This window comes from Streptomyces sp. NPDC021225, from assembly GCF_044332865.1.
Lineage (GTDB): Bacteria > Actinomycetota > Actinomycetes > Streptomycetales > Streptomycetaceae > Streptomyces.
Genome location: NZ_JBIRPV010000008.1, coordinates 231,221 through 249,208, shown reverse-complemented (window position 1 = coordinate 249,208; position 17,988 = coordinate 231,221). Strand labels below are relative to the sequence as shown.

The following is a 17,988-nucleotide window of genomic DNA, read 5'->3' as shown; positions in this document are numbered from 1 at the left end:
CAGCCGATCGTCGAGAAAGGGCCCGGTGTGAAGTCGTTGTTCACCCAGTGCGTCGTCGCCCGTCAGTGACTGATGGCGTGCTGGTAGGCCCGTCGCAGGAGGCCTGGTATCAGGCGCAGCCGACCGCTTGGGAGTGGATAGCCATTGACGGTGGCCCAGGCACACACGGCATCGAAGTCAGGGTCTTCGGTGGTCATGTCCGGCGTGCCACGGACCGCGTACGCGGGGAGTCGGGCCTCGGTGAGGAACACCGGGGGCAGGGAGAGCCCGAAGCGCTTTTCGACGACGGCGAGAGTGCGGCCGCGAAGGGCCGCGTAGTCCTGGTCGTCGTCCTCGTCCTCGTCCTCCTCCTCGGGAGCACAGTGTGTTTTCCCGTCGGGGCGCAGAATCCCAGCGGCGACGAGGTCGGGCAACAACAGGTCGGGCTCCTCGCCCCAGCGGATGGCCTCCTCGCACAGTCCGAAGCCGCACATGGAGCGGCCATCGCGTGCGTAGAAGAAGGTGGCGGGAGGATGTTCCCCGACCGGCACATAGTGAATGGCCTCCGCTCCCTCGCGGGAGATCTCTTCCAGGCGTTGGCCCCCGGTGGAATCACCGTACTCGATCGCGAACGCCCAACCGGCGTGCTCGCCGACCCGGACAACTCCGTCGCCTCTCCCGTCGGGCCGGTAGATCTCCATGTCCAGCTCCACCACTTCGGCACCGGTGATCGGCTCCGTTCCCGGCCCGGGCGCCCCTCCCATCCGTACCGCCAGCTCCTCCGCGTCGATCTCGCGGGCAAAGACCACACCCGTCATCGAGCCCGTCAGCGCGTCCCCATCCGCCAGCCACCGAATACCGTCGCCCATGTCCCCTCCAACTCGTAGGCATTGCACGCGCGTTGCCCACGGCAACCCTAGGGGGCTCCACTGACACCCCTTCCCGCTCATACTGTGACACCTGCTGGCCCTCACGCCCCAGGGCTGACAGGCTTCGCAGGGAACAGCATTGGGGAGGCCGGCGATGAGGGACGAGGTGACGGTCCTGGACGAGCAGGTTGCTGTCGGGGACCCCTGGGAGGGTGTGGACGCGACGGCCTTGGCGGAGGCTGCCCGGCAGCAGGCCGAGCGTCCGGTGCCGGGCATCGAGGACATGGCGTCGTATCTCGCCGCCCAGGTATCCGATGACTCCCACCGGGAGGTCATCGGCCCGCTGCTGGATGGCCGGGGCGCGAGTGGTGTCGTCGTCCGGCGTGGCACGGTGATCGCGTCCTGGGGTGATCCGGCGCGCGTGGAGATGGCGTACAGCGCGACGAAGAGTGTGCTGTCTCTGGTGGCCGGCGTCGCCCATGACGACGGCCTGCTGGACCTCGACGAGCCGGTGTCCGCCCGTGTCGGGCTGGAGCAGTTCGCAGACGCCCATGGGCGTGCGGTCAGCTGGCGCCACTTGCTCGACCAGACAAGCCAGTGGGAGGGCCGGCTGTGGGGAAAGCCCACGTCGGTCGATGCGCAGAGCAGGAGGGAGGGCACCGAGTCGGCCGGCGGTCCACCCGGGGAGGGGTGGGCGTACAACGACGTCCGGGTGAACCTGACCGCGTTGGCCCTCACCGCCCTGTTCCGCCGCGCTGTGCCGGAGGTTCTGCGAGACCGCGTCATGGCCCCGATCGGCGCGTCGCCGTCCTGGTCCTGGCACGGCTATGCCAACTCCTTCCTGGACCTCGACGGCGCCCGGCTGCCGGTGGTCTCGGGCGGTGCCCACTGGGGCGGCGGGCTGTGGATCAGCGCGCTCGACCTGGCCCGGATCGGACACCTGTGTCTGCGAGGCGGCCGATGGGGCAGCACACAGGTTGTGTCCACTCGCTGGATCGAGCAGATGTGGACACCGTGCCGGGTCAAGCCCAACTACGGCCTGTCCTGGTGGCTCAACGACGACCGCACGGTGTGGCCCTCCGCTCCGTCGACCGGGCGCTGCGCCCGCGGCAACGGCGGCGGACACCTGATGTGGGTCGACCCCGCCCGCGACTTGGTGATCAGCTCCCGCTGGGGCGCCGAAGTCGAGACCCTCCTCGCGACCGTGTCCGAGGCGGTCAGGCCCGACGGCCCCATCACCTGAGCTTGTCTTCCACGGTCCGGCACCCTCGGCCGACCCGAGGGGCTGCCCACGCCGCACGTGGCGGGGGTCAGGTGGTGGCCACCAGCAGGTCCTCTCCACTCGACGGGCGAAGGCCGTCGGCGCGATCGGCGAAGTAGCGCTCGGCGAGCTGAGCTCCCGATACGTGTCGGACGTCTGTGAAGCCGGCCTCGCGGGCCAGTGTCAGCATTTCCTGCGGGGCGTAGAAGCTGATGAACGGCGTACCGGACGCTCGCGCGCCTTCCTGGCTCGCCCGGAGGCCGGGGCGGTCGGCGTCGACGACAAGTTCGGTCGGCAACATGAAGGTCATGGCGAGCATCGAGCCGGGGGCGAGCCCCGCGATCTGACGCAGGGTGGCCGCGGTGGCGTCTTTGGTGAGGTACATGGTGACACCGGTGGAGACGATGAGCGCCGGCCGGCCGGGATCGAAGCCGACGGCGGCCAGCTGCTCCAGCCAGGACCCGCCGGCCTCGAAGTCGACCGGCACCAGGTGCAGCCAGTCGGGGACGCCGTAGCCGAGTTCGACCAGGCGGTGGCGCTTCCACGCCTGGGGGCCGGGCTGGTCGACCTCGAACACCCGCAGCCGGGAGGCGATCTCGGGTCTGCGCTGGGCGAAGGTGTCCAGGCCGGCTCCCAGGATGACGTACTGAGCTACACCGCGGTCGGCCTGCTCGGCGACCAGGTCCTCGATGTAGCGAGCGCGGGCCACGATGGCCGCCCGGAACCCGCTGGTGGCGTGCGGGTCCATGTCGGGGCGGCGGCGCCAGTCATCGTCGGGGGCCGCCAGCTGTCGGCCGATGTCGTCCTCGAGTACGTGGGGTGGTGGGTCGACCTGGACGTGCATCGCCCGCCAGAGGGCGACCCGTACCGCCGTGCTGTCCGGCGCCTCGGCCTGCTCGGCCTGCTCGCCTGTCATGGCGCTCCCTTCTCGTTCCGTTCGGTTCCCGACGGGAGCCTGGAGCCTCCACAGACGCCCGCCGGGGTCGCGGACGGAGGGGACATTGTCAGTCGGGCAGTGCTGGTCGCTGAGGGTCGGCGGGCGGCCAGTCCTGCGCCGGCCAGAACCAGCAATGTACCGACGACCGTGCGTGCGGTCACGGGTTCGGAGAGCACGAGCACGCCTGCCGAGACCGCGACGACCGGGGCCACGTAGGTGATGAACGCGGCACGCGCCGGACCCTCGGCGCTGACCAGGGCGAAGAACGCGGTGAAGCCGCCCGCGGTGCAGGCCGTGCCCAGGCCGATGACCGCGAGCAGGACCCGGGCGGTGACCTGGGGAGCCGGTTCCGTGGCGGCGACCACCGCCAGCAGCGGGACGGAGGCCGTCGCCAGCATGCCGGCGGTGACGGTCAGGGGCGGTACGTCGCGGAAGAGCCGGTGCATCAGCAGGGCACCCACCGGGTAGCAGGCTGCGGCTGCCAACACCAGCCCCCAAGCCCGCCGCCCGCCCCGGAGCCCGCACTCCACCCGCACGCCCGAGGAGAGACCAGCATCGGCTGCATAGCCGACGATTTCACCGGCGGCACCGATGTCGCCGCCGCCTTCCGGCGTGCCGGCCTGCGCACCGCTCTGGTCTTCTGCGTCCCGGACGCCACCACGGCGCTGCCCGCCGGCTGCGACGCCGCCGTCGTCGCCCTCAAGTCCCGCTCCGTCCCCGCCGATGAGGCCGTCGCCGGCTCCGTAGCCGCCCAGCGCTGGTTGTGGACCATGGGTGCGGCGCAGATCTACTTCAAGTACTGCTCCACCTTCGACTCCACGCCTCAGGGCAACATCGGCCCGGTCGCCGACGCCCTCATGCACGCCGCCGGGGCCACCGCCACGCTGCACTGCCCGGCGTCCCCGCCCAACGGCCGAACCGTCTACCAGGGTCATCTCTTCGTGCACGACCAGCTGCTGCCCGACTCGCCCCTGCGCCACCACCCCCTCAACCCCATGACGGACTCCGCGCTGGTGCGCCTGCTGTCCGCGCAGACCCCTCACCGCGTCGCCCTGATCGACTGGCCGACCGTGCGCCGCGGGGTCGACGCCGTCCGCGACGCCCTCGCCGAACACCAGCGGGCCGGCGCCCGGCACATCATCGCTGACGCCCTCACCGACGACGACCTCTCCGTCCTCGGCGCCGCCGCCCTCGAGCAGCCCCTCGTCGCGGGCGCCGCCGGGCTGGCTGAAGGACTCGGCCAGGCCTACCCTGCCGCCGGCCCCGCCACCGGCGACCCCGTGCCGCGCCAGGGCCGCGCCGCGGTGCTGGCAGGCAGCTGCTCCGCCCGCACCCTGGAACAGATCGCCCAGTTCTACGCCGCCGGGCTGCCCTCCCTCCACCTCGACATCCTCGCCGCCGCAACCGGCCGCGACGTCACCGGCGAGGCCCTCGACTGGTACGACACCCAGGACCCGAACCTGCCCGTCCTGATCTACGCCTCGGCCTCGCCCGAGGAACTCGCCGCGGTCCAGGCCCAGTTGGGCGTCACCGAAGCCGCCGCCCAGGTCGAGGAGCTCCTCGGCGCCCTCGCTTCCCACCTCGTCGAACGCGGCGTACGACGCCTTCTGGTCGCGGGCGGGGAAACCTCCGGCGCCGTCACCACGGCCCTGGGCATCCGCGCGGTTCTGGTCGGCGATGAAGCCGATCCCGGAGTGCCGTGGACCTACGCCACGACCAAGGCCGGCGATCTGGCCCTCATGCTCAAGTCCGGCAACTTCGGCGCCCCGGACCTGTTCACCCGCGCCCTCAGCACCACCGGCAAGGAGTAGACATGACCCCCTACGACGACGAGAAGGCCGCCCGCGCGCTGCTCGTGCGCACCGCCCGCTCCCTGTTCACGCGCGGCCTGACCCACGGTTCCACCGGCAACCTGTCCGTCCGTCTCGCGGGCGGCAGCCTTCTGCTCACCCCCACCGGATCCAGCCTCGGCACCGTCGAAGAAGCCGAGCTGTCCCTCACCGATCTCACCGGACGCCACCTCGACGGGCCGCGGCCGACGAAGGAGGCGTTCCTGCACGCCGCCTTCTACCGGGCCCGGCCCTCCGCCCACGCGGTGGTTCACCTGCACTCCACCCATGCCACCGCTGTCTCCTGTCTCGACGGCGTCGATCCCGCCAACGCCCTGCCCTCGCTGACCGCGTACTACGCCATGCGCGTGGGCACCCTGCCGCTGCTGCTCTACCATGCCCCCGGCGACAGCAGCCTGGAGCCACTCGCCGAGCGGACCGCCCGCGGCCACCACGCGATCCTCCTCGCCAACCACGGTCCCGTCATCGCCGATGCCACCCTGGAGAAGGCCGCCGACGCGATCGAGGAACTCGAGGAAACCGCCAAACTGCACCTTCTCCTCCAGGGACACGCCACCCGTCCCCTCACCCCCGAGCAGGCTGCCGCCCTCGCGCCCAATCCATCCTGACGAGGGAAGTTCTGGTGCATCCGGGCCACAGCGGCCGCGGTCGGTGATAGGCGCGCCCGCCCGGGGTACCCATACGACCCTCACCGCCGCCCAGCCGCGAAGGACATCACGATGCGGAACAGCGCCCGCCCGCTCGGTCGCGCCTGGCCCGCCAGGCTGGCGGGGGCGCTGCTGTGTCTGGCGGTGGCCGTCATCCACGTGACCGATCAGGGCGGGTTTCCCGGGTCCAAGGCCCCGAAGTACGTGGCGGTCCTTTACTACGTCCTGGAGACGGCCGGTGTGCTGACGGCGGTCCTTCTACTGACCCGCGCCGTCAGGCTGGGGTGGTTCCTCGCGGTGGGAGTCGCCGCGGGCCCCATCCTGGGGTATCTGCTCTCGCGCGGGCCCGGCCTCCCCGACTACAGCAGCGACATCGGCAACTGGACCGAGCCCCTGGGGCTGCTCAGCCTCGCTGTGGAGGGACTGCTGCTGATCCTCTCCGTCTCCTGCTGGTTGTCGGTGCGGAAGGCGTCGCCGCGTATCGGAGCCGCCTCCTGACCTGCCCGGGCGTCGTCACCAGCCCTCGCTCCGGCCGCCGTTCCTCAGCCGGCTGGTCCAGCGGCGGGTTCGACTTCGAGGTAGCGGCGACCGCGTGGCCCGCGGTATTCCAAGGCCTCCCAGCCCAGGCGGCGCAGCACGGCCGCGCAGCGTCTCAACTCATCCTGCGCCGCGTACGCGGCACCGCTTCCTGGCGGACCCAGCCACTCCACTCTCACGACGCCGACCTGGTCGGCGGGACCAACGCAGTATCCAGTCGCGATCCGGTGCCCATCCGAATCGACCGCGGACGCCGGGATGCCCGCGGCCTCCAGGGCGAGAGCCACCGCGCGGACCGGCTGGCGCCTTTCCCATTCGGCAGGAACCCGATCCGGGCTCGGGATGTCGGCGTTCATCAGCCGACGGATCTGCAACAGCCCTTCGAACGCGACCCGGACCGCAGCTTCACGGTCCCGGGCACTGCCGCCGGCCATATCGTCCGCGCCGGTGGCCGGCTGGAACCCGATGGGGTTCGAGGCGGCGTCGCCCTCACTTCCATCCACTGATTCCTCCGCTCTCGACGTGGTTGCTCAACACCAATCCTCCCGCGCCCGGGCACAGGCGCGGGACACCGGGCATGGGAGCGCCAGGAGACATCGGCGTCGGAGTGGACCCGCCGCCACGCCACGGCGGCACGCTGATCGGCCTTACTTGCTGTGCACGATCTGAATCAGGTTGCCGCAGGTGTCATCCAGAACCGCGGTGGTGACCGTGCCCATGATCGCGATGGGCGCGGCGGCGCCGATGACTGCATGGTCATCTTTGCCTCGGGTTCACCCGGCAGTTGGTATGGAGGTACTGGGCAGTGCCGTTCGTGAAGTCGTAGATCGCGACCGTCTGGGTGTCCTCCAACGGATCGGTCGACGGCATCAGGAAATGGGTCTCGCTCACCGGGAGCAGCTCATATCTGATGCGGTCCGGCTTCTGGAGGAACTCTGCCTGCATCGGATCGAGGACCAGGGTCAGGTACAGCTTTCCGCTTTCGGCTGACACCTCGTACCGTGCGCCGGGTCGCCCGTAGACACCTTCGTACCTGGACAGGTCGAGGTTCAGCGTCGCGTCCGGTGCCGGCAGGTCCGGGATGGTGACCGCGCCGAGGTCGGTCAGGATTTCGTTGAACACCTTGCGGTAAAAGCTCTCCCGCGGTCCGCCGTTGGTCAGCATCGTAATGGCGGTGTTCGCGTCCGGCAGGAGCCGGAGCCGGGCGTTCTGGCCGATCGTGCTGCCGTCGGTCGCGTAGACGGTTTCGCCGTGCCAGTCACACACGATGAGGCCGAGTGCCCATGCCGGCCCGAACATGTGGGGATCCGGTACGGGCACCCGCGAACGCAGCATCTCTCGAACACTCTCGGCCGAGACGATGCGCTTTCCACTTGGCGCCGTGCCGTCGTTGAGGAGGAGGTGCGCCATGGCGAGCACCTCCCGGGAGGTCGAGGTGATGTTTCCGCCGGGGCCGAATGCGCGTGGCAGGTAGCGCACCGGTGTGACGATGGGGCCCTCGTCCAGCGAACGGATCAGGTGCCCGGTCGCGGCCCGGGCTTCGTCCACCTGCTCGTGCCGGCTGTTCGTGCTGGTCAGGCCCATGGGTTCGAAGAGGCGGTGTTGCATGATGTCGTCCCAGCATGCACCGTCGTGCACCTCCAGGATCCGCGCGAGAATCGCGTAACCCAGCACCGCGCTGTAACCGTGGGTGTGGCCCAGTGGAAAGACCTGGGGTGCGTCGGCGATGTTCTCGACCATGCGCGCGCAGACATCGTCGCCTTCGCCAGGGTCGCCGTAGGCTTCCTCGATACCGTTGGTGTGGTAGAGCAGGTGACGAGGGGTGACTTTCGCGCTTGCCTCGGGATCGGCCACCGCGAAGCCGGGCAGGTAGGTTCGCACCGGCTCGTCGAGGTCGACTTTCCCCTCGTCGACGAGTTGCATGAAGGCCAGTGCGGTCCACGTCTTGGTCATGGAGCCACATTGGTAGACGGTGTCCGTGGTCGCGGGTTCCCGCGTTTCCACGTTCTTGACGCCGACCGCGAGTTCGGTGAGCTCTCCGTCCTGGAGCACGCCGATCGCGGCGCTCGGGATCGCGTACTCCGCCAGGAGTTCGGCGACACGGGCCCGGATCCGCGGTACGTCGAGCGTCATCGCGGAAGACCGACCGCGTTCGCGGCGTCCGCTTCGCAGTACTCCGTCGTGGCGTAGGGGCCGACGTATGCCTCGAAGAAGTCCCGAACACCGTCGACGGAGTCGTGGGTGATGATGTTCACCGCCTGGGCCCCGTCCTTGCTCGCGACCGCCAGCTTCCACGTGGCGCCCTTGGGGAGTCCGGCGTGTGCCTTCTTCAGCTCGCTCCAGAATTTGCCGTCGTCCGAGACTGTCGACACGACCATCACGTACACCATTGGCCCCTCTCTTTCCAGGTGAGGAAAAGCTACGTTGCGTTTCAACTTGCGTCAACAAAATGAGAACACAAGTGCCTGTTAAATCAGAATCGTTGCAGCAGATATGCGAATGAATGCAATTCACGCAATCGAGTCGTTGCAATGTACTGTTACTGAAAGCAAGAGAGGAGTTGCATCGGTGCCAGGAGGCAGGCTGACCCACGAGGATCGCCGGAGGATCGCGGCGTGGCTGGCCGAAGGGCTCGGGTACGCCGAGATCGGCCGACGGCTAGGCCGATCGACGTCCACGATCAGTCGCGAGGTCGCACGCAACAGCGCACCCGGCGACTATGTCGCCGACCACGCGCAGCGGGTTTCCGGCGACCGTGCACGCAGGCGCAAGCCGGCCCGACCCGCCGAGCCGACGGCCGATGAGCGGCCGGCCGACGTGGTGCGCGGCTTCGTAGAGCAGTTCGCGACGCTGCTGGCCGCGACCGGCCTTCCCCGGATGACCTCCCGGGTGTTCGTCTGCCTGCTCACCGCTGACGCCGACGGCCTGACGGCAGCCGACCTGGTGCGCCGGCTACAGGTCAGTCCTGCGTCGGTGTCCAATTCCATCGGCTACCTCGAAGCCATGGAACTGGTGGCGCGCCATCCGAATCCCGGCGGGCGCCGCGAACGGTACGTCATCGATGACGACACCTGGCTCCGGGCGTGGCAGGCCGACACCGGCGCACACTCCAAGATCGCAACCGCCGCACGGCGAGGCATCGAGATCTTCGGCGCCGACACGACCGCCGGCACCCGACTCGGCGCGATGGGTCAGTTCTTCGCCTGGCTCAGCGAGCAGATGAGCGGCAGCACCCTCACCGAGAGCGCCGTGTACGACGCGCTGACCGTGCTCGCCGCCCTCGTGCATGCCGGCCGACCGCTCACCCTGGGCACGCTGGCCACCGCGCTCGGCTGGCCCGAAGGCCGCGCCACCGCCGCCCTGGACGCGATCCGACGGCAACCGGCCATCGCCGATCCCCTCGCCCTGAGGACCGTCGGACCCCGGACGTACACCCTCATCACGAGACCGGACCGCCTCAGCCCGGCGCAATGCAAAGCACTCCACCAGTAAGTGTCGCGCCGGCGCCTCCACGCATCTGGGCGGTGAACAGACAGCGACCGACGGGGACTTCTCCTGTGTCCAGACGTCAGACGGTCTCGTCGAGGAGGCGGCGATGTTCGGCGGGCAGCCGCAGCCGGGCTCCGGCGAGTGCCTCGTCGAGCTGCTCCGGGGTGCTGACGCCGACGATCGGAACGGCGGCCGGCTTGCCGCCGATCAGCCAGGCCAGGACAACCTGATTCCGGCTCACTCCGAGTTCTCCGGCCACCTTGTCCAGGGCCGCCAGCCGACGGGAGGTGTTGGGGTGGTCATAGGCATCGGCGAGCGGGCGGTCCGGGCGGGTGTAGAAGCCGTTCAACAGGGCGGTGTACACCCACAGGGACACGTCCGGTTCGCTGTCGACATAGTCGATGACCTCTTCGGTGACCCAGCCGAACCGGTGGCCCTGGTCGGGCACCGGCACGCCGGGGTGTGGTTGGAGATACGAGTGCCGCAGCTGGAGCGCGGTGTACCCGGCCCATCCGTTGTCCTTGGCGATCCGGCGTGCCCGCTCCACCCGCCACACCGGGTGGTTGGAGCAGCCCAGCCGCCCTACCGCGCCCGTGGCGACCAGTGCGCCGAACGCCTCGGCGGACTCCGCCAGAGGGACCGTGCGGTCCTCCATGTGGGCCCAGTACAGATCGATCCGGTCGGTGCCCATCCGGCGCAGGCTGCCCTCGACAGCGGCCTTGATCGCCGACGCCGACAGGCCCTCGCGGTTGGCCGGCCAGTCGCCGGGGCCGACGGGCTGGGCGCCCGCCTTGGTGCTGAGGTACACCTGGTCGCGCCGCCCGCCGCGGCGGGCCAGCCATCGTCCGATGACCTCCTCGCTCTGCCCGCCGCGACTGCTCGGGTCGGACCAGAAGGCATAGCAGTTGGCCGTGTCGACGATCGTCCCACCGGCGTCCGCGAACCGGTCGAGCAGGTCCAGCGACGTGGCAGCGTCCACCTTGGTGCCGAATCCCATCGTTCCTAACGCGAAGTCCACAACCGGCATTGTTCGGTCCTTCCCTGGCGAAGTACGAAGACTCACGGTGCGCGTCGGCCATCCTGGCAATTGAAGTGCACTCGAAAGCAAGCCGATCCCAGCTCGTCTTCCCTGGAGGCAGACCGTGTCCGCATCATCCGCCCGCGTCCACGCCGATCCTGCGTCGAGCCACCGGGCCATCGAGAACCTGATCGCACGTTACGCCGAGCTCGTGGACGACGGGGATTTCACGGGGCTCGGCTTCCTCCTCGACGACGCCACATTCACAGGAAGCGGCGCACCGGTGAGCGGCCGCGAAGCGATCGAGAAGATGTTCCAGGACACCGTGATCGTCTACGCCGACGGCACTCCGCGGACCCAGCATGTCACGACGAATGTCGCCATCGAGGTGGACGAACAGGCGAACACGGCGGTCTCGCGTTCGTATGTGACCGTGTTCCAGGCACTGCCCGATCTCCCTCTCCAACCCATCGCCGGCGGCCGGTACCACGACCGATTCGAGCGCCGTGGCGGGCAATGGCGCTTCGTGGAGCGAAGAGTCCGCATCACCCTCGTCGGCGATGTGAGCCGCCACCTGCGCCCGAACGCCGAACAGCGGTAGGACCCACAAACACGCCACAGGGAGCCTCCGACCGGCCCGTACTTCCGGAGCGGGACGGCGAGGTCCCCGTCGCCCCGGGAACGTGATGTCCGAATGCCGCCAGCATCCGGTCGGAACGGACGCGATGCTCGGATACGAACCAGGGGTGGCCTGCATCGAGGCGATCGCCGGATGCGCGGGTCCCTCCCGATCAACCCCGTCGTCCCTGCAAACCGCGCCGGCCCAGGAAAGACCTCCATGAATCAGCCCGCTCTCACCGCCGACACCCTGTTCTCCCCTGTCCTATCGGCCGGTACGGCACCGCGTGTCCTTCCCACCCCGGGCCTCGAAGCGCTCAGCGAGCTCGACTGGGACGAGCTGTATGCGCGGCTGAACGAGGAGGGCGTGGCCGTCACCGCGCCGCTTCTCTCGCGCGCTCAGTGTCAGGAGATCATCGACACGTTCGACGAGCCCGGACTGTTCCGCTCCACCGTCGTCATGCAGCGGTACCAGTTCGGCCGCGGCACCTACAAGTACTACGCCGACCCGGCCACCGTCCCGCTGGTCCAGACCCTGCGCGAGCGGCTGTATCCGCCGATGGCGTGGATGGCCAACCGGTGGGCTCCGCAGTTGAACGAGCGCACCTTCCCCACCTCGCTGGAAGAGCTGCTGGCCGAGTGTGCGGACAACGGGCAGCACCGCTCCACCCCGCTGCTCCTGCGGTACGGCCCCGGCGACTACGCCTGCCTGCACCAGGACATCTACGGCGACATCGTCTTCCCACTACAGATCGCCATCATGCTCAACCAGCCCGCCGAGGACTTCACCGGCGGCGAGAACGTCTTCGTCGAACAACGGCCCCGGTTCCAGTCCCGGGCGATCGTCGTCAAGCCCCGGCTCGGCCAGGGAATGATCTTCCCCGTGCGGCACCGCCCGGTCCACGGCAAGAGCGGCTACCGCCGCCACCCCATGCGCCACGGCACCAACGCCGTCGAGACCGGACACCGCAACACCCTCGGCATCATCTTCCACAACGCCCGCTGATCCCCTGGCCGTGCCTGCGCACGGCACACCGCTGAGACACCGCCGTCGGCCGGAACTGCGCCCCCGCGGCGGCAGCACCGACGATCCAAGGACCCTCACCATGAGCCAGACAACCCGAGTCGCGGGCCCCGTCGTCGACAGGCTCGCCCAGTGCGACTGGGCGGCCCTGGCCGACGAGCTGGGCGAGTACGGCAGCGCCCTGACCGGCCGGCTTCTCACCGTCGCCGAGTGTCGTGAGATCGCGGCGCTGTACGACGAGCCCGGCCACTTCCGTACGACCGTCGACATGGCCCGTCATCGCTTCGGCTCCGGCCAGTATCGCTATTTCACCCACGACCTGCCCCAGGCCGTGCGGGAACTGCGCGAGGCGTTCTACCCCCGTCTGCTCCCCATCGCCCGCGACTGGGCGGCCAAGCTCGGCCGTCCCGCCCCGTGGCCGGACACGCTTCAGGAGTGGGTGGCCAGGTGCCACGAGGCCGGGCAGTCCAGGTCCGCGCAGATCCTGCTGCGGTACGGCCCCGGGGACTGGAACGCACTGCACCGGGACGTGTTCGGCGAGATGCTCTTCCCGCTCCAGGCGGTCATCGGCCTGGATGCGCCGGGAGTGGATTTCACCGGCGGGGAGTTCCTGATGACCGAGCAGCGGCCCCGCGCCCAGTCGCGGGGGTCGTCCACCACCCTGCTCCAGGGACACGGGCTGGTCTTCACGACGCGCGACCGGCCGGTCGCCACCAAGCGGGGCTGGGCCAACGGGCCGATGCGGCACGGTGTGAGCACTGTCCGCTCCGGTCGTCGGCACACCCTCGGCCTCGTCTTCCACGACGCGGCATAAGCCCGGGTTCCTTTGCGGCGGGCGGGCAACACTGCTAACGTACAACCAAATGGTTGTAGATGACTTGAGCGATGAGGCAGTGGACCGCCTGTTCCATGCGCTGGCCGACGCCACCCGCCGCAGCATCCTCCACCGCTGTGTGCGGGGTGAGCTGTCGGTGTCGCGGCTGGCCGAGGTCTACCCGATGAGTTTCGCCGCGGTGCAGAAACATGTCGCCGTGCTGGAGCGGGCCGGCCTGGTCACCAAGCAGCGTCGCGGGCGTGAGCAGCTCGTGCGGACCGACCCCGAGGCCATCGTTCGCGCGCGGCAGGTGCTCGACGAACTCGAGATGGCCTGGCGCGGACGGGTGGACCGGATGGCCCGGCTGCTCGCGCAGGACTCCGACCCCGAACAAAACACCCCGACGAAAGGACGAGACAGATGAGTGTCACCAGTGTGGACAAGGACTTGGACAATCTGACCCTCACCCTGATCGCCGACTTCACCGCACCGGTCGAACAGGTGTGGCAACTTTGGGCCGATCCGCGGCAGCTGGAGCGTTGGTGGGGGCCGCCGTCCCACCCGGCCACCATGGAGCAGCACGATCTGACGCCGGGCGGAGACGTCACCTACTTCATGACCGGCCCGGAAGGCGACAAGCACCACGGCTGGTGGCGGATCACCTCGGTCAACCCGCCGACGTCCCTGGAGTTCACCGATGGCTTCGCCGATTCGGAGGGCAAGCCGGCCGCCGACATGCCGATCACCACGGTGCGGATGCGGCTCACCGAGCGCGACGGCGGCACCCGGATGGAGTTGCACTCGGTCTACGACTCCCGGGAGCAGATGGAGCAGCTGCTGAACATGGGCATGTCCGAGGGCCTGCGGCAGGCGGTCGGCCAGATGGACGCGCTGCTCGAAGGCTGACCTGGCCCGATCCGGCCCGGGCTACCGCGGGGGGACTCCCACGGTACGTCGCCCGGGCCGGGCTCCGGCCATCAGCGGTTGGCACGCGCAGAGGATCACCGGGTTCAGGACAGCCCGAGTTCGTTGTCCAGCATCTCGAAGACCTCGCTGTCGCTCGCCGCGTCGAAGTCGAACTCGTCGTCGGCCTTCTTCTGGTCCGTGTCACCGTGCAGGGCGCCCCATTTGCTGCGCAGCACCTCCAGGCGCCCCGCCACCCGCTCGTGCAGGACCGGATCGACCGCCGCCTGCGCGAAGACCTGCTCCAGGCGGTCCAGCTCGGCCAGGATCGACTCCGGCCCGGCAGCCTCCGGGACCAGCTGCCGGCGAATGTGGTCGGCCAGCGCATCCGGTGTCGGGTAGTCGAAGACCAGGGTGGCGGGCAGCCGGAGCCCGGTGGCGGCGTTGAGACGGTTGCGCAGTTCGACGGCGGTGAGCGAGTCGAAGCCCAGGGTCTTGAACTCTCGGGACGGCTCGATGGCGTCGGCCCGCGCATGGCCCAGCACCTCGGCGGCCCGCGCACAGACCACTCCGCGGACGGCTTCCGCCCTTTCGGTGTCGCTCAGGCCGGTGAGCCGCTGGGCCAGCGAGGCCGGAGTGTCCACGCCGGCTCCGGATCCGGCCCCGGCGGCTCGCCTGGGCCTCGCCCTGATCAGGCCGCGCAGTATGGAGGGGACCTCGCTCTGGGCGCGCCAGGCGGGGAGGTCCAGCCGGACCGGGACGACGGCCGCCACCCCGGTCGCCAGGGCCGCGTCGAAAAGCCCCATCCCTTCCTCGATCGACAGCGGAGGCATGCCCGACCGCGCGAAACGTGCCAGGTCTGCCTCGGTCAGCTTGCCGGTCATCCCTTCGGTCCGGGTCCAGGGACCCCAGGCGAGCGACACCGCGGGCAGACCGGCCGCGCGCCGGTGTTCGGCCAGCGCGTCGAGGAAGGCGTTGCCCGCCGCGTAGTTGGCCTGTCCCGCGGCGCCGAACACGCCCGCCACCGACGAGTAGAGGACAAACGCCGTCAGGTCCAGATCACGCGTCGCCTCGTGCAGCACCCATGCCGCGTCGGCCTTGGGCCGCAGCACGGTGGCCACACGCTCCGGTGACAAGGACTCCAGCACGCCGTCGTCCAACACCCCCGCCGCATGCACCACCGCCCGCACCGGGCGGTCCGGCGCCACCGTCGCCAGCATGTCCGCCACAGCGCCGCGGTCCGCGACGTCGCAGGCCACCACGCGGGCGTCCGCCCCGTACCCGGCGAGCTCCGCGACGAGTTCGCCGGCACCGTTGGCGTCCGGGCCGCTCCGGCCGACCAGCATCAGATTCCGGACGCCATGCTCCGTCACCAGATGGCGGGCCACTTCGCGCCCCAGCCCGCCCATACCGCCGGTGACCAGCACCGTACCCTCGGGATCCCAGACCACGGCCGGGGTGTCCGGTTCCGCCGCGGCGGTGGACGCACGCACCAGCCGCGGGACGGCGATCGTGCCGGCGCGGACATCGGACTGCGGCTCGCCCGAGGCGACGGCCTGTCGCAGCGCGGCGACGGAGGCATCCGTGTCGTCGAGGTTCACCAGGCCGAATCGGCCGGGGTGCTCCGTCTGCGCCGAGCGGACCAGGCCCCATACGGACGCGGCGGCCAGGTCGTCACCCGTCGTCGCCCCGCGGGTGACGAACACCAGGCGCGAGTGGGCCGCGTCCTCGTCCTCGAGCCACGACTGCGCCAGGCACAAGGCCCAGGACACCGCCCGGTGTGCCGAGGGCACCGGGTCCTCGGCAGTGGTGTCCTCGACCGGGACCAGCACGGCCTCCGGTACGCCGCCGCCCGTCGGCGGCGATGTGACCGCCGCCAACTCGGCACGCACCTCCACCGGCGTTCCGGCGGCCCGCAGCGCTTCGGCCAGCCAGGAGTGCCGGTCCCCCAGCACCACGGCCGTAGCGGCCGCGGCCGTGGGGGCGGCGTCGGCTGCGGCGGCGGCGCCAGTGGGCGATGGCGTCCAGTCCAGCCGGAACAGCGCGTCCGCGCCGCCCGTGTCCGCCGCGCCGAGCTGGTCGGCGGACACCGTCCGCACGACGAGCGAGTCAATGGCGCCGACCGGGCCGCCGGCCGCATCGGCCAGCGTGATCGACATGGCATTGTCGCCCGCCGGGGACAGTCGGACACGCAGCGCCGACGCGCCGGACGCGAACAGGGAGACACCCTCCCAGCTGAAGGGCAGGCTCGCCTTGGCGTCCGTACCAGCCACCCCGTCCCCGTCATCCCCGCGCTCCTTGTCGAGCCCCGCGAGGAGGGCGGTGTGCAAGGCTGCGTCGAGCAGTGCCGGGTGGAGTCCGTAAGTCGCGGCGTCGGCCTCGCCCCGTTCGGGGAGGGCGACTTCCGCGAAGAGTTCATCGCCGCGCCGCCAGGCGGCTCGCAGCCCCTGGAACAGCGGGCCGTAGTCAAACCCGATCTCCGCGAAGCGGTCATAACAACCGCTCAGTTCGATGTGCTGGGCACCCTCCGGCGGCCACACCGCCATTGGTTCCGTCCGCGCCGCCCGCTCATCCACCGCCAGCACTCCACTGGCGTGCAGAGTCCACTCCTGCGCCATGCCTTCCGGCCGGGAGTGGACGCTGACGGGGCGACGGCCGGTGTCATCGGCCTCGCGAACAGCGAGCTGGAGCTGTACGGCGCCCTGTTCGGGCAACACGAGCGGCGCCGCCAGCGTCAGCTCCTCCACCCGGTCACAGCCGACCTCGTCCGCGGCCCGGAGTGCGAGCTCCAGCAGCGCCGTACCCGGCACCACCACCCGGCCCATCACCACATGATCGGCAAGCCACGCATGTGAACCCGCCGACAGGCGGCTGGTGAACAACGCTCGCTGACTGTCGGCCAGCTCGACGGACGCTCCGAGCAGCGGGTGGTCCGCCACGCCGAGGCCCGCCGCGCGCACATCGCCGGCCCGGTTCAACAAACCCGTCGGCCAGAACCGCCGGCGCTGGAAGGCGTACGTGGGGAGATCCACCCGGCGGGCACCCGGGAACAGGGCCGCCCAGTCCACCGCCGCACCGTGCACGAACATCCGCGCCATCGCCATCAGAGCGGACCGCTCCTCCCCCCGGTCCTTGCGCAGCACCGGCACCAGCAGGGGCTCCTCGGTGATGCTTTCGGCCGCCAGGGCCGACAGCGCCCCGTCCGGTCCGAGCTCGAGGTACCTGCGTACGCCCGCCTCGTTCAACACCGTGATGGCATCGGCGAACCGTACCGTCGCCCGCACATGCTCGACCCAGTAGTCGGCGGAGCACAGATCCGCGCCCTTGGCGGGCTCACCCGTCAGCGTGGACACCACCGGAATCGCCGGAGGCCGGTAGGACAGCCCCTCGGCCACGGTACGGAAGTCGTCCAGCATCGGGGCCATCAGCGGGGAATGGAACGCATGCGACACCCGCAACCGGCTCGTCTTCCTCCCCTGCGCGGCGAACCGCTCCGCGATCTCCAGCACCTGCCGCTCCGCCCCGGACACCACCACCGAACCAGGACCGTTGACCGCCGCGATGGACACCTCGTTGGAGAGCAGCGGCACTACCTCGTCCTCGCCGGCCTGCACCGCCACCATGGCCCCGCCCTCAGGCAAGCCCTGCATCAGCCTTCCTCGCGCCACCACCAACGCACACGCATCCCGAAGAGACAAGACGCCGGCCACATGCGCCGTCGCGATCTCCCCGACCGAATGCCCCACCAGGTAGTCCGGGACAACCCCCCAGGACTCCAGCAGCCGGAACAACGCCACCTCGATCGCGAACAAGGCGGGCTGGGTGAACTCGGTACGACTCAGCGCGACTTCATCCTCGCCCCAGACCACATCCCCCAACGCCACGTCCAGCTCCCCCGCCACCTCGTCCCACGCCTCGGCGAACACCGGGAAGCGCTCATACAGCTCACGCCCCATCCCCAACCGCTGCGCCCCCTGCCCCGCGAACAGGAACGCCGTCCTGCCACCATCAGCCACCGAACCCTCGACCACTCCCCCGTCGG

At 70.1% G+C, this 17,988-nt stretch carries 18 protein-coding genes and 1 pseudogene (1 of these 19 running past the window's edge); 10 read left to right on the top strand and 9 right to left on the bottom strand.

Annotated elements, in window-relative coordinates; translation table 11 throughout:
* Nucleotides 1-62: 62 nt before the first annotated feature.
* The gene (locus ACH4S9_RS31830) at nt 63-848 is read right to left on the bottom strand and encodes a DUF6461 domain-containing protein (protein ID WP_398374995.1); all 786 of its coding nucleotides are present in this window, start codon (nt 846-848) and stop codon (nt 63-65) included.
* A 154-nt stretch (nt 849-1,002) separates the two neighbouring features.
* On the opposite strand from ACH4S9_RS31830, the gene ACH4S9_RS31825 reads away from it, so the two are divergent.
* A complete protein-coding gene (locus tag ACH4S9_RS31825; protein WP_398374993.1) occupies nt 1,003-2,091 on the top strand; it encodes a serine hydrolase domain-containing protein in 1,089 nt (362 codons plus the stop codon).
* 67 nt (nt 2,092-2,158) lie between these two features.
* Here ACH4S9_RS31825 and ACH4S9_RS31820 read toward each other — a convergent pair whose 3' ends face one another.
* Both ACH4S9_RS31820 and ACH4S9_RS31815 read right to left on the bottom strand, forming a co-directional pair.
* The gene (locus ACH4S9_RS31820; RefSeq protein WP_398374992.1) at nt 2,159-3,025 is read right to left on the bottom strand and encodes a class I SAM-dependent methyltransferase; all 867 of its coding nucleotides are present in this window, start codon (nt 3,023-3,025) and stop codon (nt 2,159-2,161) included.
* Nucleotides 3,022-3,507, bottom strand: coding sequence for a DMT family transporter (locus ACH4S9_RS31815; protein WP_398374990.1), 486 nt, complete (start codon nt 3,505-3,507; stop codon nt 3,022-3,024). The genes ACH4S9_RS31820 and ACH4S9_RS31815 overlap by 4 nt, the downstream gene beginning before the upstream one ends.
* Before the next feature lie 93 nt (nt 3,508-3,600).
* On the opposite strand from ACH4S9_RS31815, the gene otnK reads away from it, so the two are divergent.
* From otnK to ACH4S9_RS31800, 3 genes are all read left to right on the top strand, one after another.
* A complete protein-coding gene (gene otnK, locus ACH4S9_RS31810) occupies nt 3,601-4,857 on the top strand; it encodes a 3-oxo-tetronate kinase (RefSeq protein ID WP_398375214.1) in 1,257 nt (418 codons plus the stop codon).
* A 2-nt stretch (nt 4,858-4,859) separates the two neighbouring features.
* Nucleotides 4,860-5,504: a 3-oxo-tetronate 4-phosphate decarboxylase gene (otnC, locus tag ACH4S9_RS31805; RefSeq protein WP_398374988.1), complete on the top strand. Its 645-nt coding sequence runs from the start codon at nt 4,860-4,862 to the stop codon at nt 5,502-5,504.
* 111 nt (nt 5,505-5,615) lie between these two features.
* Nucleotides 5,616-6,041: a hypothetical protein gene (locus ACH4S9_RS31800; RefSeq protein ID WP_398374986.1), complete on the top strand. Its 426-nt coding sequence runs from the start codon at nt 5,616-5,618 to the stop codon at nt 6,039-6,041.
* A gap of 44 nt (nt 6,042-6,085) precedes the next feature.
* On the opposite strand, the gene ACH4S9_RS31795 is transcribed toward ACH4S9_RS31800, so the two are convergent.
* The 4 genes and pseudogenes from ACH4S9_RS31795 to ACH4S9_RS31780 all read right to left on the bottom strand — a co-directional run bounded on the left by ACH4S9_RS31795 (nt 6,086) and on the right by ACH4S9_RS31780 (nt 8,458).
* Nucleotides 6,086-6,514 carry a hypothetical protein gene (locus tag ACH4S9_RS31795; RefSeq protein WP_311724170.1) on the bottom strand — a complete coding sequence of 143 codons (429 nt, stop codon included), beginning with the start codon at nt 6,512-6,514 and terminating at the stop codon, nt 6,086-6,088.
* Between the two features lie 213 nt (nt 6,515-6,727).
* Nucleotides 6,728-6,799: pseudogene (locus ACH4S9_RS31790) on the bottom strand (VOC family protein); the annotation flags it as partial.
* Nucleotides 6,800-6,836: 37 nt separating this feature from the next.
* Nucleotides 6,837-8,213: a serine hydrolase domain-containing protein gene (locus ACH4S9_RS31785; protein WP_398374985.1), complete on the bottom strand. Its 1,377-nt coding sequence runs from the start codon at nt 8,211-8,213 to the stop codon at nt 6,837-6,839.
* Entirely contained in the window at nt 8,210-8,458 is a 249-nt protein-coding gene (locus ACH4S9_RS31780; RefSeq protein ID WP_311723975.1) for a hypothetical protein, read from the bottom strand. The genes ACH4S9_RS31785 and ACH4S9_RS31780 overlap by 4 nt, the downstream gene beginning before the upstream one ends.
* 121 nt (nt 8,459-8,579) lie before the next feature.
* On the opposite strand from ACH4S9_RS31780, the gene ACH4S9_RS31775 reads away from it, so the two are divergent.
* Nucleotides 8,580-9,572 (top strand): helix-turn-helix domain-containing protein, encoded by a 993-nt coding sequence (locus tag ACH4S9_RS31775; protein WP_398374983.1) that lies wholly within the window; start codon nt 8,580-8,582, stop codon nt 9,570-9,572.
* A 76-nt stretch (nt 9,573-9,648) separates the two neighbouring features.
* Here the strand turns inward: ACH4S9_RS31775 and ACH4S9_RS31770 are convergent, their stop codons facing one another.
* Nucleotides 9,649-10,596 carry an aldo/keto reductase gene (locus ACH4S9_RS31770; protein ID WP_358847151.1) on the bottom strand — a complete coding sequence of 316 codons (948 nt, stop codon included), beginning with the start codon at nt 10,594-10,596 and terminating at the stop codon, nt 9,649-9,651.
* Nucleotides 10,597-10,711: 115 nt separating this feature from the next.
* Between ACH4S9_RS31770 and ACH4S9_RS31765 the strand changes: the two genes are divergently transcribed.
* The 5 genes from ACH4S9_RS31765 (at nt 10,712) to ACH4S9_RS31745 (ending at nt 13,949) form a co-directional block, all read left to right on the top strand.
* Nucleotides 10,712-11,188, top strand: coding sequence for a nuclear transport factor 2 family protein (locus ACH4S9_RS31765; protein WP_361187274.1), 477 nt, complete (start codon nt 10,712-10,714; stop codon nt 11,186-11,188).
* Between the two features lie 237 nt (nt 11,189-11,425).
* A complete protein-coding gene (locus tag ACH4S9_RS31760; protein WP_311723970.1) occupies nt 11,426-12,211 on the top strand; it encodes a 2OG-Fe(II) oxygenase in 786 nt (261 codons plus the stop codon).
* 100 nt (nt 12,212-12,311) lie between these two features.
* Entirely contained in the window at nt 12,312-13,043 is a 732-nt protein-coding gene (locus tag ACH4S9_RS31755) for a 2OG-Fe(II) oxygenase (protein WP_311723969.1), read from the top strand.
* A 49-nt stretch (nt 13,044-13,092) separates the two neighbouring features.
* Entirely contained in the window at nt 13,093-13,467 is a 375-nt protein-coding gene (locus ACH4S9_RS31750; protein WP_398374979.1) for an ArsR/SmtB family transcription factor, read from the top strand.
* Nucleotides 13,464-13,949, top strand: a complete 486-nt coding sequence (locus ACH4S9_RS31745; RefSeq protein WP_311723966.1) for an SRPBCC domain-containing protein — start codon at nt 13,464-13,466, stop codon at nt 13,947-13,949. The genes ACH4S9_RS31750 and ACH4S9_RS31745 overlap by 4 nt, the downstream gene beginning before the upstream one ends.
* A gap of 104 nt (nt 13,950-14,053) precedes the next feature.
* Here the strand turns inward: ACH4S9_RS31745 and ACH4S9_RS31740 are convergent, their stop codons facing one another.
* Nucleotides 14,054-17,988: the 3' portion of an SDR family NAD(P)-dependent oxidoreductase gene (locus ACH4S9_RS31740; RefSeq protein WP_398375211.1), read on the bottom strand. The gene runs 25,765 nt beyond the window's last position; the window shows 3,935 of its 29,700 coding nt (coding positions 25,766-29,700); its start codon lies off the right edge, out of view — the gene reads right to left on this strand; its stop codon occupies nt 14,054-14,056.